At 59.8% G+C, this 14,077-nt stretch carries 15 protein-coding genes; 9 read left to right on the plus strand and 6 right to left on the minus strand.

Annotated features, from left to right (window positions below; all coding sequences use genetic code 11):
* Positions 1-40 precede the first annotated feature (40 nt).
* Together DXY04_RS10710 and ftsH are read right to left on the minus strand one after the other, a co-directional pair.
* A complete protein-coding gene (locus tag DXY04_RS10710) occupies positions 41-2,785 on the minus strand; it encodes a UPF0182 family protein (RefSeq protein WP_115162044.1) in 2,745 nt (914 codons plus the stop codon).
* The gene (gene ftsH / locus DXY04_RS10715; protein WP_115162244.1) at positions 2,782-4,581 is read right to left on the minus strand and encodes an ATP-dependent zinc metalloprotease FtsH; all 1,800 of its coding nucleotides are present in this window, start codon (positions 4,579-4,581) and stop codon (positions 2,782-2,784) included. Before ftsH ends, DXY04_RS10710 begins: the two co-directional genes overlap by 4 nt.
* An 87-nt stretch (positions 4,582-4,668) precedes the next feature.
* On the opposite strand from ftsH, the gene rpmF reads away from it, so the two are divergent.
* The gene (rpmF, locus tag DXY04_RS10720; RefSeq protein ID WP_006851068.1) at positions 4,669-4,845 is read left to right on the plus strand and encodes a 50S ribosomal protein L32; all 177 of its coding nucleotides are present in this window, start codon (positions 4,669-4,671) and stop codon (positions 4,843-4,845) included.
* Here rpmF and DXY04_RS10725 read toward each other — a convergent pair.
* The 3 genes from DXY04_RS10725 to DXY04_RS10735 are packed head-to-tail and all read right to left on the minus strand — an operon-like array spanning position 4,809 to position 6,863.
* A complete protein-coding gene (locus tag DXY04_RS10725) occupies positions 4,809-5,786 on the minus strand; it encodes a phosphoribulokinase (RefSeq protein ID WP_115162045.1) in 978 nt (325 codons plus the stop codon). The two genes, rpmF and DXY04_RS10725, sit on opposite strands and share 37 nt — an antisense overlap.
* On the minus strand, positions 5,776-6,087 hold the full coding sequence (locus tag DXY04_RS10730) for a DUF565 domain-containing protein (RefSeq protein WP_115082266.1): 312 nt from the start codon (positions 6,085-6,087) through the stop codon (positions 5,776-5,778). Before DXY04_RS10730 ends, DXY04_RS10725 begins: the two co-directional genes overlap by 11 nt.
* Complete coding sequence (locus DXY04_RS10735) at positions 6,084-6,863, minus strand: HAD-IA family hydrolase (protein WP_115162046.1); 780 nt, start codon at positions 6,861-6,863, stop codon at positions 6,084-6,086. Before DXY04_RS10735 ends, DXY04_RS10730 begins: the two co-directional genes overlap by 4 nt.
* A 32-nt stretch (positions 6,864-6,895) precedes the next feature.
* Here DXY04_RS10735 and recJ point away from each other — a divergent pair, with 32 nt between their 5' ends.
* Complete coding sequence (gene recJ, locus DXY04_RS10740) at positions 6,896-8,794, plus strand: single-stranded-DNA-specific exonuclease RecJ (RefSeq protein ID WP_115162047.1); 1,899 nt, start codon at positions 6,896-6,898, stop codon at positions 8,792-8,794.
* A gap of 10 nt (positions 8,795-8,804) precedes the next feature.
* On the opposite strand, the gene psb30 is transcribed toward recJ, so the two are convergent.
* Positions 8,805-8,912: a photosystem II reaction center protein Ycf12/Psb30 gene (gene psb30 / locus DXY04_RS10745; protein ID WP_025362280.1), complete on the minus strand. Its 108-nt coding sequence runs from the start codon at positions 8,910-8,912 to the stop codon at positions 8,805-8,807.
* Between the two features lie 108 nt (positions 8,913-9,020).
* On the opposite strand from psb30, the gene DXY04_RS10750 reads away from it, so the two are divergent.
* The 7 genes from DXY04_RS10750 (at position 9,021) to DXY04_RS10780 (ending at position 14,051) form a co-directional block, all read left to right on the plus strand.
* The gene (locus tag DXY04_RS10750; protein ID WP_115162048.1) at positions 9,021-9,395 is read left to right on the plus strand and encodes a YkgJ family cysteine cluster protein; all 375 of its coding nucleotides are present in this window, start codon (positions 9,021-9,023) and stop codon (positions 9,393-9,395) included.
* Positions 9,385-9,717 carry a TMEM165/GDT1 family protein gene (locus DXY04_RS10755; protein WP_115162049.1) on the plus strand — a complete coding sequence of 111 codons (333 nt, stop codon included), beginning with the start codon at positions 9,385-9,387 and terminating at the stop codon, positions 9,715-9,717. Before DXY04_RS10750 ends, DXY04_RS10755 begins: the two co-directional genes overlap by 11 nt.
* Before the next feature lie 2 nt (positions 9,718-9,719).
* The gene (locus tag DXY04_RS10760) at positions 9,720-10,037 is read left to right on the plus strand and encodes a TMEM165/GDT1 family protein (protein ID WP_115162050.1); all 318 of its coding nucleotides are present in this window, start codon (positions 9,720-9,722) and stop codon (positions 10,035-10,037) included.
* A 100-nt stretch (positions 10,038-10,137) separates the two neighbouring features.
* Positions 10,138-12,474: an RNB domain-containing ribonuclease gene (locus DXY04_RS10765; protein WP_115162051.1), complete on the plus strand. Its 2,337-nt coding sequence runs from the start codon at positions 10,138-10,140 to the stop codon at positions 12,472-12,474.
* Between the two features lie 3 nt (positions 12,475-12,477).
* A complete protein-coding gene (locus tag DXY04_RS10770) occupies positions 12,478-13,086 on the plus strand; it encodes a flavin prenyltransferase UbiX (RefSeq protein WP_115132609.1) in 609 nt (202 codons plus the stop codon).
* Positions 13,083-13,568 carry a hypothetical protein gene (locus DXY04_RS10775; RefSeq protein WP_115162052.1) on the plus strand — a complete coding sequence of 162 codons (486 nt, stop codon included), beginning with the start codon at positions 13,083-13,085 and terminating at the stop codon, positions 13,566-13,568. Before DXY04_RS10770 ends, DXY04_RS10775 begins: the two co-directional genes overlap by 4 nt.
* 45 nt (positions 13,569-13,613) lie before the next feature.
* Entirely contained in the window at positions 13,614-14,051 is a 438-nt protein-coding gene (locus DXY04_RS10780; RefSeq protein WP_115162053.1) for a DUF2996 domain-containing protein, read from the plus strand.
* The last annotated feature ends 26 nt before the right edge of the window (positions 14,052-14,077 follow it).

Below are 14,077 nucleotides of genomic sequence, written 5' to 3' on the forward strand. Positions count from 1 at the left end.
TTCGATCAACCCGAACGGTCAATTCGTTTCGCCCTGCCCGTCAAACGGGTGGGGCTTTTTTCATGAGTTGATCCAAAGCAAGATTGAGGTCGCGGTCCATGGCAACCAATCGGCCGTCACTCACAACAATCCTGGCCAGAGAAGGCAGCCCCACCTTCTTGGTGCGCAGATACACCGGTTCCACATAGAGAAGTCCGGAGCCCACGGGAAGCACAAGAAGATTTCCCTGCAGGAGTTCCAGATCCTCCTGATCCCATAGACCGAACTGCTCGCTCACATCTGGATCCTGATGGATCAGAGCCTGAACCTGTTCCGGCCCCGGAATGTATTTGTCTTTGGGAAAGTCGATCAGTTTCAGTTCACCGTAGTGATCGCCATCATTCCGAGCCACCAACCACGCAGTGAGATTTGGCCTTGATAAGGGGGTCAGGGGTTGGAGCAGCAGAAATTCAGAATTGTCGTTGCTTTGAAGCTGAGCCGTGATGTGATACGGAGCAACATCAACTTTGCGGTCGCCGTAGATCTCGCTTGGCACCTGCCAAACATCATCACCGTTGTAGAAAATTCTGGGATTCGAAACGTGGTACCGCTTCAATTGGTTGACCTGAGCATTGAAGAAGTCCTCAGGAACTCTGCGGTGATCAAGAAAAGGCTTTGGCATTGCCTCCATCGGCTCCATTAAGCCTGGAAAAGCGTGAGCCCAGGCCATCACGATTGGATCTTCAGGCTCCGAGATGAAAAACCGAATGCTGCCGTTATAAGCATCAACGATGGCCTTTACTGAGTTTCTCAAATAGCGATCGGGATCATCTGCTGATACCGCTGCGCTGTAGGGCAGGGTTGAACTGTGGCTGTAACCCTCGACAACCCAATACTGATGTTGGCTGCGTTGTTCTGAAGTTGCCTTGGTGGTGTTAGAGCTGTCTTGCTCAGGGTTTGGAATGGAGATCAGGTAGGGCTCACCACGAAAATCAATGAAGGGAGCGATGGCCTTAACCCGACTGCGCACATCACGCCGGATCAAAAGTTTGGAATCAGCATTGATCGTTGTGGTGATCAGCAGTCGAGGGTCACGCAGATAAACAGCCGCTGCGAATCGTTGAAGCCAGGATCCAATCGGTACTCCGCCAGAACCCTGATAGTGCGTCATCACATTGATGTCGCCTTCGGGGTAGTCGAATTCTTCAATCTGCGTTGGAGCGATGGCATAGGGCGAAGGAAGCATCCCGTAATAGATCGCTGCATCACCAACTGGGATGGCCTTCTGCACCTGCGATCGTTCAATACCCAGTCCAGGATTTCCCGCAATGACTGTTTCTGGGCCAAGACCTTTAATGAAATATGAGGGAAGGCCATCACTGCTTCGGTCATTCACCGGACTGACGGTGAAACCGTAGCCGTGAGTGAAGATGAAGTGACGGTTCTGCCAGGTTTTGGATTGACGCGGTAAAGCGGATTGATCCAATTCGCGGGCCGAGAGGATCACTTGCTGCGATGAATCGCTGTTTTCATTCAGCGGGTAGCGATCAACAGCTGCATTGGAAAAGCGGTAGTACACCCTCAGTTGCTGCAGTTGCCGGTTGGCTTCCAGCAGAGGGCTGCTGTCCCAGAGACGAACATTTTCGAGCGTGCTCACACCTTGCTCGCGATCAGCGGCGCTGAACCTTGTCGGGTCGACGACCTGACTCTTGATTTGATCCAACTGGAAGCCCCATTGCGTGGCCTTAATGGCATTGTTCAGATAGCGCTCTTGCAGTGCAAATTCCCTTGGCCGCACCACCAGCCAGCGCGTTAACGGAGTTGCCACCGTTTCCAACACCACAAGAGACACCAAGAGCAGTGCAAGGCCCTGACGGAGGCGTCGCCGGCACGGGACAAGAAGTGCACATGCGATCAGCACCAGTAGCAGTGTTGCGAAGCCGCGCAACGGAAGGGTCATGTGGGCCTGGAGCCAGCCCGCCCCTGCCACAAGGCCGTGTTGGGTCCACAGCAGCTGATGCCTCGATAACCACACCTGCCCCGCCGCTCCGAAGAGCAGAAGCGCCGAAAGCAACCTGAACAGTTGGATCTGTCGCGCAGAGAAGGCTGGACTGGCCCAGTCAGAAATCGATTTTGAGCTCGCCAGCACCCGCCAGAGCTCAAAGGCGAGGGTGAACGCGGCAGCCAAGAGCAGCAGGTCCAGGGCCAGATGCAATCCGGCAAAACGCCCCAAGCCGAAGCTCAGATCCGCTCCCAGCAAGGGGTCTCTCGTGGATTCATCGGGAATCCATAGCGCCAGCGACCAGATGCCCCACGCCCGGCTGACGACAGCCACCAGCGAACCCGCCATGATCCGTGCCAGCCACAGCCTCAACCGCGGCCAGGCCATCGCAAGCCCTATCGCCCCTGCCTGAACAAGTCCTGCTGCTGAGCTGATGCGGTGCTGGAGCCCCGCAACTGGCTGCCATTCCCCAAGCTGAAACGGATCGTGGATGGCCAACGCCAACAGATCCAGCGTGAGCAAGGCACTGATCAGCACAGCACCACCACTGATCAACAGCGTGAATCCAAAGGACCATCCGGTCAGGCTCATCGCCTTGGATGAACTCGAGCTGTGTTGCCTGAATTGCCTTGACCAGGCCTGGGCTGCCAGCAGCGGCAGCATCGCCACACCCGCGAAGAGAAGCTGCAAAAGCCAGCGCTTGAGGAGAACGTCGCTCCAGGCGAACTGATCGAACCAGAGCCACTCGATCTGCATCCGGGCTGCAACAACAACCAGCGGCAGCAGAAGGAGGAGGCGTCTCATGGGAGGCCAGCGATGTCTCTGAATCGATCACCGTTGATCGTTTCCTCGGCAATCAAAACGTCCACCAGTTGATCCATCAACTCACGGCGGGGCTCCAGCAGGGCGATGGCCTGCGCCAGAGCACTCTTGGCGAGCTGGCGGATTTGAGCGTCGATGGCCTGGCCAGTGGATTCGGCGTATCCCGGCCGTTGGTTGAACCAATCGCGCCCCAGAAAAACCTCCGTACCCGGACCCTCGAGGGCCATCGGTCCGAGGCTGGAAAAGCCAAAGCGCGTCACCATCTCCCGTGTGAGTTGCGCCACCATCTGGAGATCTCCGCTGGCTCCCTGGGTGATCTCGAGCGACCCGAAAACCACTTGCTCAGCAGCTCGTCCCCCCAGGGCCACCACCAGATCAGCGAGGCAGGAGGAGCGGGTGATCAACCCGGAATCAAGTACCTCCTCGTCAGGCATGAAGCGGGTGTAGCCACCGGCCCCTCCCCGGGGAAGAATCGTGACCTTGTCCACCGCGTTGGCCGCTGGAAGAAGACTGGCCACCAGGGCATGACCCACCTCGTGATAGGCGATGAGCCGTTTTTTGGCGCTGTCCTGCAAGGGACGATTGCTCAGCCCCATGGTGATCCGCTCCAAGGCCCCCTCCAGCTGGAATTGACCGATACGGAGCATGTTCTGGCGGGCCGTGAGGATGGCCGCTTCGTTGAGAAGATTGGCGAGGTCAGCCCCGGAAAAACCCGGCGTGCGGCTCGCCCAATCCGATAGCGAGACCGCGTCGTCGAGAGGGCGAGTTCTCGCATGAACGGCGAGAATTGCCTCGCGACCTCGGCGATCGGGAAGGCCCACATCAATGCGCCGGTCGAAGCGTCCTGGACGCAACAGTGCGGCGTCGAGCACGTCGGCACGGTTTGTGGCCGCCAGCAGAATCACACCGGAGTTCTCCTCAAAGCCGTCCATCTCCGTCAGGAGTTGGTTGAGGGTCTGCTCCCGTTCATCGTTGCCGCCACCGATACCAGCACCCCGCTGGCGACCCACAGCGTCGATTTCGTCAATGAAAACGATGCAGGGAGACTTTTCCTTGGCTTGGCGGAACAGATCGCGAACCCTGCTCGCACCAACACCCACGAACAGCTCAACAAACTCAGAGGCCGCGATGGAGAAGAACGGCACGCCCGCCTCGCCTGCAATCGCCTTGGCAAGAAGCGTTTTCCCGGTTCCAGGGGGGCCGACCAGCAGCACTCCCCGCGGAATCTTGGCGCCCAGGCGGATGAAGGCCTCGGGCTGCTTGAGAAAGGTGACCACCTCCTCAAGTTCCAGCCGCGCATCGTTGATGCCGGCAACATCCTCAAAACGAAGCTGAAGGTCTTCCTGGGGTTTCAACCGAGGTTGACTACGCCCAAACCCAAGAGCTCTGTTCGCCATTTGAGCTGAACGCTTCAACAGAAACGACAAGCCGACCGCCACCAGCAGAACCAACATCAGGGTTCCCGCCAGTTCGCGTCCTGCTTGTTCGCGGCGGATGTCAACAACCATCAGGGGCGTGCCGGAGCTTTCAGCGGCCCGAAGAATTTGGTTGTCGTTGGCGAAAACAGGAACGGTGACCCGTCGGCCATCGTTGTATTGGACTCTTACCTCCCGACGACCGGGCACAAGATCCAACTGTTTGATCTCTTTCGCATAGATATCTCTCAGCAGGGTGGAGTAACTCACCGTGTCCTGCTTCGTCCAAAAACCCTGAATCGAAGAAGGTTGAGCCTTCTGAAGGGCCGCGGAACCACTGGAGTCGTCCGAACCTGGTGCCACGTCTTCATTGCGCTGCACGGAGCCTAGCGATTTGACGCAAGGGGGTTCCAAACGAGACAATCTCGGTTTGGAAATTCACCAGGCGCAATGGCCGTCCCGAAGAAGAAAACATCCAAGGCCAAGCGCAACCAGCGCAGCGCCACCTGGAAGGCCAAGGCAGCCGTTGCCGCCCAGCGCGCCATGTCCATCGGCAAGTCTGTGCTGAGTGGCCGCGCCCAGGGTTTTGTTTACCCGGTGAGTGAGTCCGAAGACGGCGAATCCTGAGTCGAACTCGGGAGGTGGATCCGCCGCAGAGTTCGATCCGGATCCACCTCCACAACAACATCGGCTCGAATGGTGTGAAAACTGCTCGATGGCAGCGAGCAGAGAATCATGCGGATAAAACGATCCAAGTCGGCATTCGACAGCGACGCGCCGCATTCCGCTTCAAGGGTGGCTTCCTGTTGGCGCTTCCATCGCCAAGGCGCGTTGAAGTCGGTTGCTCGCAGTTGCCAGAGTTGATCGAAACACCTCCAGGTGGGTTCGTAGTGGGCGAGCACGGGTTGCAGCTTCAGGCGCCACTCCAACTCCTGCGCCGTTAGGGGGCTCTCGAGATGGGGCTCATCCGCAGTTGCGTCGTCATTTGGGCTGCAGCCCACAAACCAACCCTCAAAAATCAGCAAGTCGGCATCGCAACGGCGCCAACCGCTTCGATCTCCTCGGCCATGGCGTTTGGCTTTGTCGAAGCAGGGCATCAGAACGTTCTCACCCTGTCGCCATGTCTGAAGGCACTCCTGCAGGAGCTCCAGGTCATGGCTGCCAGGAAGCGCACGAGGCACACCCCAGGGGTTGCCCTGCATCGCCGCATCAAGCCGTTCGGCCTCGAAATAAAAGTCATCGAGCGAAACCACCTGGATCGAAAGGTGAAGTGCCCGTGCGGCAGCTTCAATCCACTGCCCCAGGGTGGTTTTCCCGCAACCTGGCAAAGCACTGAATCCGAGCAGTCGGCGTTGTCCCTGCCATTGCTGGCCCAGGTTCAGAAGCGGCAGACCAACAGACCAGAGCCAATCCGGTGTCGCCTGAGGATGCCAGTGATCGATGGCGACCCGATGCCACCCAGAGTTGCGCTGCAGTGCAGACCAACTCTGAAGGTCGCCCAACTCGAGATGCTGCAGCAACCGCTGCTGATCCTTGCTGGGGATGACGCGTTGGCCCTCAGGATCCAACTTTGAACGCCTCCAGAACAACGGCGTAAACGAATCCAAGCCGGAGGTTGTCCAGCCAGGGAAGACGACGGCGCCCAAGAACCATCAATTCACAGGCGATCAGGGCATAGAACGCTGTGTACGTCCTGAGTTCAACAGCATCCAGGATGTAGACGGGAAGGTTGCTGCCGATGAAAAATCCGAACAGCAGCAGCAGCAACGAAGCGCTGCGACGCCACCAGGGGCCAGACCAGGACCGCCGGATCCCAGCGCCCCACGCGTTCTGAAGCCCCGCCAGACGTGTGCGCTGGATTGAGCTCATCGATCCGGCACCGACAGCAGGGACTCCAGATACTTCAGCGTTACTGCCCCCTCCTGGCAAGAGGCACCGGAAAGCACGGTTGCTGGCTGTCCAGGGTCCCCCAGGTGATTCAACACCGCAGCGGCCTCGCCTCCGGACTCACGCAGAGCATCGGCATCCCAGGGGGAAGGGGTCAGCAGACAAAGCAGACCTGCGGCTCTTGCCGCCGAAAGACCTGCTGCAGAATCTTCGATGGCAAGGCTGGCAGCACTGTTGGCCCCACTGCGTTCGAGAGCGAGTCGGTAGCCGTCCGGTGCTGGCTTTCCCGAAGCAACGTCATCCGATGTCACCACCCCATCGAAGCTGGGGATTTGCTTCTGGATCTGTTCCAGCAGAGCCATCACCGAGGCCGATCCGCTGGAGGTGACGATCCACTGCTGCACGCCGGCCCTGTTCAACTCCTGCAAAAGCCTCTTCACTCCGGGACGGAGATGCACATGTCCTTGGCGGACCCGTTCCAGGTAATGGACGCGTTTGCGATCACGCACCTGGTCCAGTTGGTTCTGGCTGAGATGCACCCCACATGTTTCAGCGTGGAGTTTCACCCTGCGCAGCCCGCCAGGAATCGCCAGCAGCCTGTTGTAGAGCGCTTCATCCCAAACAAAGGGAAGATCCAGTTCCTGGAAGGCCAGGTTGAAGGCCGGTCGATGACCGTCCATTTCCGTGTCGGCCAAGGTGCCATCCACATCCCAGAAGACCGCTGAAAGCCTGTTCACCTTGAGGAGCAGCAACGGCACAATGCTGGGACATCACCGCCTGTTGCGTTCCCTTGCCGGCTGTTCCGCTGCATTGGTCCTGGTCCCTTCCAGCCGTGGTGGAACCATCGCCATTGCAAGGGCTTGATTTGCCGCTGTCGCTGCGCTGTGTGCTGAGGCGCAGGGGATTCAGCTCAATATCCGAGGCCGAGAGCTTTCTCTCCCCTGGTGATCTACCGCCCACACGTGATCATTTCCCCGATCTCGAGCAGGCCTGTACGCGCTTGGTAGCGGCCTGCCGTTCCCGTGAACGCGTCGCCATCTGTGGTGATTACGACGCCGATGGGATGACCAGCACAGCGTTATTACTACGGGCGTTGGCCCCGTTGGGGGCTGAGCCGGAACCCGCCATCCCCTCGCGGATGGAGGAGGGATATGGCCTCAATCCCGCCATGGTGCAGCGGCTCTACGACGATGGCGTGCGACTGCTGGTCACCGTTGATAACGGTGTTGCCGCGAGGGAAGCCCTCGAACTGGCCGCAAGTTTGTCGATGCAGGTGATCGTGACCGATCACCACACGATCCCGGCGCAACGGCCGCCCATGACCGCGCTCATTCATCCGGCCACTACCCCGGAGGGCTCGCCTTACCGCGGACTCGCCGGTGTGGGGCTGGCCTATGTGCTGGCCCATGCCGTTGCCGATGTTCTGAACAAACCAGAAGCCATCCGCGTGGCCCGGGATCTGTTTTGCATCGGCACGGTGGCCGACATGGCTCCTCTGGTGGGGGCCAACCGCAGTTGGTTGCTGGAGGGGCTGAACCATTTGCATCGCTCCGAGTGCAAGGGCGTGCAAGCTCTTCAGCGCCTGGCGGGTCTCGGGGAACGTCCGCTGACGGCAGAAGACATCGGGTTTCAGCTTGCACCGCGCATCAATGCAGTGGGTCGCCTTGGGGAACCGAGGCTTGTGGTGGATCTACTCACGGCTGAAGATCCCGATTCAGCGATGGCCCTCGCACGCCGTTGTGATGATTACAACCGCCAGCGACGGGATCTCTGCGACGCGATTGAAGCGGAGGCCGTGGCGCTGGTGGAAGCGGAGTCCAGTGACGCTCTCCCCTCATTCCTGCTGTTGGCGCAAAGCCACTGGCACCACGGGGTTATTGGCATTGTTGCTGCGCGGCTGATGGAGCGCTATCACCGCCCCACCGCTCTTTTGGCCGGTGATGGAGATGGAAGTCTGCGGGCTTCGGTACGGGGACCCATCGGTTTCGCGGTGGATCGTGCCCTCTCCAATTGCAGTGATCTACTGACCCGCTTTGGAGGCCATCCCGCTGCCGGGGGGTTCACCGTTAAAGCGGAATTCGTGCATACCCTGCATGAGCGCCTCTGCGCCGAAGCCGATGGCTGGTTGGTGACCCAGGCCCAAGGGCGTCCCGTGCAACCTGACGCTCTGCTGCAGTTGAAGGACGTGAACTGGGATCTGTGGCGCCACCTGCAATCCCTGGCCCCCTTCGGCATCGGTCATCCCAAACCCCTGTTCTGGTCACGGGGGGTGAGCGTTGAGGATCGGCGCGATCTCAAAGGAGGACATCTGGCCCTGACGCTGCGCCAGGGTGAAAGTGAGCGTCGCGCCATCGCCTGGCGATGGGATCCAGCGGCGCCTGTTCCCGCATGTTGTGACGTGGCTTACAGCATTTCGATCAACCGTTGGCAGGGTGAACAGCGTCTGCAGCTGGAGCTCAAAGCCATCCGTGCCCATACGGAGTTGGTGTTGATCGACCGCGGCACACGGCAGTACACCGCCCAGTTGACGGAAACCTCAGGGCTGAAGCTCACCAATGGCGAGGGTGAGACGCTTCAGGCGAGCATTCAACAAGAACAATCCCTCACCAGCGACAACGATCTGGCGAGGGATCAGCGGGTGATTCAGTTGATCGAGGAAGCCTGCCTTGGGTTGGGGCTACGTCCTTGAAACGAGGCGATCAGAGTGCGCCGCGGCGGTAGAAGAGGATGAAGATGACAGCGGGACCGGCAATGGTGATCATCGCCAGGGCGGCAAAGTTGGCGATCAGGTGAATGTCAAAGCCCATGGCGATGCAGCGCTGTCCAAAATCGTTACGCCTACCAGGCTACGGGGCTCTGTCCCAAGAGCGACGGATTAGTTCTGATCTCTGTGATGGCTTGTCACAGCTTCAATCATGAGCCGAGAGACGCCTCAATGGTCCTGCATCAAACACTGTGGAGCCTGTTGCCGACTCGCTCCCGAGGAACGGGCTGATGCCCTGGCGGCCTTGAGCGAAGAGCAACAACGCACCTATCTGGCCATGGTTGGCCCTGACGGCTGGTGCATCCACTACGACACGGGCAGTCAGCGCTGCACGATTTATGAGGAGCGTCCTGATTTTTGTCGTGTCAGTGGTCTGGGCCGTCTTTTTGACGTTCCCGATGATCAGTTCGATGCCTTCGCCATCACCTGTTGCCAACAACAGATCCGCAGCACCTATGGCGGCCGCAGTGGCGTGATGCGTAGGTTCAAGCGCGCTCAGACCGCGGGAGGTTCTGTTGACGAGTGAGCAAACAAGCCCTGAGTCGCGCAGCTTTGCTGCCGTGTTGTTCAGCACCTTCACCACAGTGTTTGTGGCTGAACTGGGCGACAAAACCCAGTTGGCAACGCTGTTGCTCTCGGCCCAGTCCGGCTCTCCTGTTCTGGTGTTCATCGGTGCCGCGCTGGCATTGGTTTCATCCAGCCTTGTGGGCGTTCTCGTCGGTCAATGGTTGGCCAAAACCCTTCCGCCTGATCGTCTTGAACTGATGGCTGGGGTGCTGATGGTGGCGCTCGGCATCTGGCTCGGTCTTCAGGCCGCCAGCTCCCTTTGGCTCAATGCAGCGAGCTGACGATGGATTTTCCCCTTCTGATCTCCACGTTCTTGACCGTGTTCATGGCCGAACTCGGTGACAAGACCCAACTGGCCACCGTTGCCATCAGTGGCACGTCCAATCGCCCCCTGGCCGTGTTTCTCGGCTCATCATCGGCGTTGGTTCTGGCCAGTTTGCTGGGGGCCTTCGCCGGTGGTTCCGTTGCAACCGTGATTCCCAGCGATCTGCTTCAACTGCTGGCTTCCGTCGGTTTCCTCGTGATCGGTGGCCGCTTGCTGATTCCTCTCGTCCGTGATGGTGAAGCCAACTCGGACGGGGATCAAACTTCTGAGTCCTAAAGTGATCTTTGAAGGGCTGACTCTGCACGGCCTGCTGAAGAGCGTCGACCACCCCTTCCCTCTCTCCCGGCCCTGATGGTCGGTTTCTGCGCACGCCACGATGAAATTTACGGTTGCCGATCTGCTGGATCAGCTCTCAACAGAGCACTCCTCTGAGCCCGACCAACTGGCCAAGATCCTCAAGCTCAGCAACAAGACGGATAAAGCGGCGCTTGAGCTTGCCGTTTCATCACTGATGAAAATCGGTGTGATCGAAAAGACCAGTGAGGGTGGTCTCACACGGCCCCAGGAGAGTGATCTGATTGATGCTCGCCTGCGTTGCAGCAGCAAAGGCTTCTGCTTCGCCATTCGCGATGACGGCGGCGAGGACATCTACATCCGTGACCATCAGCTGAACCACGCCTGGAATGGCGATCGTGTGCTGGTGCGGGTGACGCGGGAGGGCGGACGCCGCCGCTCTCCTGAAGGAGGTGTGCAATGCATCCTGGAACGGGCCACGCAATCTCTCCTGGCTCAGGTGGAGCAGCAGAGCGACCAGCTGCTCGCCTCCCCCTTGGACGACAGAGTGCTTGCCGGCATTGAGCTGCCAGCAGAGGATTCCAAGCATCTGCTCGGTGATGAGGTTTCCAGTGTTGTCGAGGTGCGCATCGATCGCTATCCCGTGGCTCAGCATCCTGCGGCCGGCCACGTTGTGCGATCTCTCCCGCTCAATGGCGGACCAGCAGCCGACCGGGACCTGCTGCTGACCAAGGTTGGTCTCCAGGACCGTCCAACGGCACCCAGGAGCTCTGGCAAAACCCCTGCGTCCAAAGGCCGGGTCGATCTCACCGCACAACCGTCGCTGCTGCTCAAAGGATGGAGTCAGGACGATGCACCGGGGTTACCTGCCGTGCACGTTGAAGCCAGGGAAGGCGGTTGTCGCCTCTGGGTACATGCGCCCAGCGTGGGCGAGCGGATCGGTCTGGGCAACAGCCTCGATGCCTGCCTGCGCGACCGCGGTGAAGCCCTTTGCCTCGGTGAAGTCTGGCAACCTCTTCTCACTCCGGCCCTCCACAAGGCCACCAGCTTCTTGGCCGGGTCCGAGGCTGATGCCATCAGCGTTCGGCTCGACGTCTCTGCCAACGGTGAGGTGAGCGACTGGGAGTTCATGCTCAGCACGGTGCGCCCCGTCGCCGAGGTGAGCGCCGATCAGTTGATCGCCCTGGCGGAACGCAAACCCAAGGCGCGCAGCGTCCCGACCGCCCTCAAGCCGATCAAAGACCAACTCGGTCAGCTGGAGACCCTGCGCTTCTGCAGCATGCTGTTGTTGGAGCAGGAGCGTGCCAACGGGGTTGTGCAGCTCGATCTCTGCCCTCCACAGCTGGAGGCCCTTGGTGACCTCTGCAGCGCAGATCCCTCCGGGTTGCGGCATCGCTGGGTTGATGCGTTCAACCCGGTCGACCCCCATGCGTTCCTTCAGCCTCTGTTGAGGGCCGCCGACCGTGCGTGGACCGCACAACGACTCGAGCTCCAACTGCCGGGCATCACCGTTGAGGCGGATGAACCCGATGGCAGCGTGCTCACCGATGTGGCAAAGACAGCCATTGCCCTGGATCTTCCCCTTGAACTGGATGACGACGGCTGTCCATCAGCTTCGGAGCTGGTTCAGGTGTTCAAAGACAGCAGTCAGCGCCGGGTGCTGGAACAACAACTCAGTCACGCCCTGCCACCTCTCACCCTTGTGGCATCCACAGAGGCCCCCCCTGCGGCAGCAGATTCCGATGGGGACGAGGTTGCTGCGTCAAGCCGGAACAGCTCACTGACCCCATGGACCTGTGCCACCCAGCACTACGCCCACCTGGTGAATCAACAGGTGATCGTTGCGCTGCTGAGCGACGCCAAGGATCGTCCAACCGTCCGTCACAAGACGCGTCTGAAGCTTGGTCTCAAGGGTGCCGGTGCTGATCTCACGTGGCCCCTGTTCACCGCATCCCAGGACGAGAAGTTGAACGGATTGGTGAACGAGCGCACCGTGCAGCGGCTCAACACGCGACGGCGTCAGGTGTTGGAACTGGAAAAGGATCTGCTTTCGATGATCCAGGCCCGTTCAGCCCAACCCCTGATCGGCGAACAGGTGGAAGGGTGCATCAGTGGTGTGCAGAGCTATGGCTTTTTCGTAGAAGTTGGTGAAAGTCGCGTTGAAGGGCTGGTGCATGTGAGCTCCCTCAACGATGACTGGTACGAATACAGATCACGCCAGAATCGCTTGGTCGGGCGCAAGAACCGTCAGACCTATCAACTAGGCGACGCCGTGCAGGTGCGCGTGATCAATGTGGATGTTCTGCGCAACCAGATCGACCTTGAGGTCATCAGCCAGGGTTCCAATGGCTCCACAGAACCTGAATCCTCAGCGCCTGAATCCTCGGAGCCGCTGCCCGTTGCCCTCAGCGAGCGCTGAGTGATGCATCCCTACGTTCTGGCAGTCACCGGTGCATCCGCTCAACCCCTGGCCGAGCGTGCCCTACAGCTGCTGCTGCAGCGCGGGCGCTCGGTGCATCTTGTGCTCAGCCATGGTGCCCATGAGGTGTTTCGTGCGGAACAGGGCCTGACGATCCCTGTTGATCCCCTGAAACAACGTGCGTTCTGGCGAGAGAGGCTATCGGTGGAGAGTGGCGAGCTCACCTGTCATCGCTGGAATGATCAGGCTGCCTGCATTGCCAGTGGCAGCTACAGAACCCGGGCGATGGTCATCGTTCCCTGCAGCATGGGAACCGTCGGGCGGATCCATGCCGGTATCGCCGCAGATCTGATCGAACGTTGTGCGGATGTGCATCTCAAGGAGCGTCGGCCCCTGGTGATTGCTCCCCGGGAGATGCCTTTCAACCTGATTCACCTCCGCAACCTCACCGGCCTCGCTGAAGCTGGAGCCACCATTGCCGCTCCCATTCCGGCCTGGTATACCCGGCCCGATTCCTTGGAGGAGATGGTGGACTTTCTGGTGGTGCGCCTGTTCGACGGCCTGGAGGAGGACCTTGCACCCCTGAAGCGCTGGCAGGGCCCCCTGGAATGAGCATGTTTCAGCGTTTGCTGCTGATTCCCTGCCTGGCGCCACTGCTGGCGTTGCTGGTTCTTTCGGCCACCAATGTCGGAGACAAGACCCGGATCCGTCTGCTGGTTTGGACAACACCTCCGCTCCCCGTTGGGGCGTGGACAGCGCTGGCTGGCGTTGGTGGTGCGGCCGGAGCCGCTGTCGCAGCGGTTTTGGTCTCCCCAGTGGAGCGTCCTCTGAGTCGCCAGAGACGTTCCCCTGTTCAACCGGAGTTTGAGGAGAGGGGCTACACCGACTACGAACCGACACCCAGATCAAGCACAACCCCAGGCCCCGAACGAGATGTGAGAGAACCGGCTCCAACGGTGTCTGTGGCCTACCGCGTGATTCAACGCCCTTCGTCAGTCCCCCCGCAGTCAGACGCTTCATCAGGCACTTCAGCCGTGGGCTCTCCTTCTCAGGAGTTCAGTGATTGGGGAGATGATCCGGAGGCAAACTGGTAAGCAGCGCACCAAGCTGCTTACAGTTGCGCCAGCAATGCTGGATCGGTGAGCGAAACCCCAGTCGAGAAGCAGTCTTCAGGTCAAGAGGCCCCTGCCAAAGCGGCGCCGAAAGCGAAGCCGCCCAAGCCGGAGGACAAGCCCTTCCCTGAATTCATCGACACACTGTTTTTGCCGGCCGTCGCCAAACAGTTGGCCGAACATGACATCACCGCTGATCGGCTCGAGCGCGTGGATGGGCAGCGTCCCGTTGTCGGTGGTGAATGTCCAATGGTGGTTGGTGAGCTTCCAGGGGGGCGTCGCTTCTGGGTCTGCTTCTCCAAGGCCGACATCAACAGCGCCAAAGTGATTGCCCTGGCTGATGCCGGCAGCGAGCCAACGCTGCTGGAGAGCTTTCTGATCGATGAGAAGCGGATGTCTTTGGCCCTTCTCGTTTCCCGTCTCTTGCAACGGCTCAACGGCCAAAAGTGGCTGGGAGGTAACTAACCACCAGCATTGGCCTCAGGGGTTGG

It is taken from the genome of Synechococcus sp. UW86, assembly GCF_900474085.1.
Lineage (GTDB): Bacteria > Cyanobacteriota > Cyanobacteriia > PCC-6307 > Cyanobiaceae > Parasynechococcus.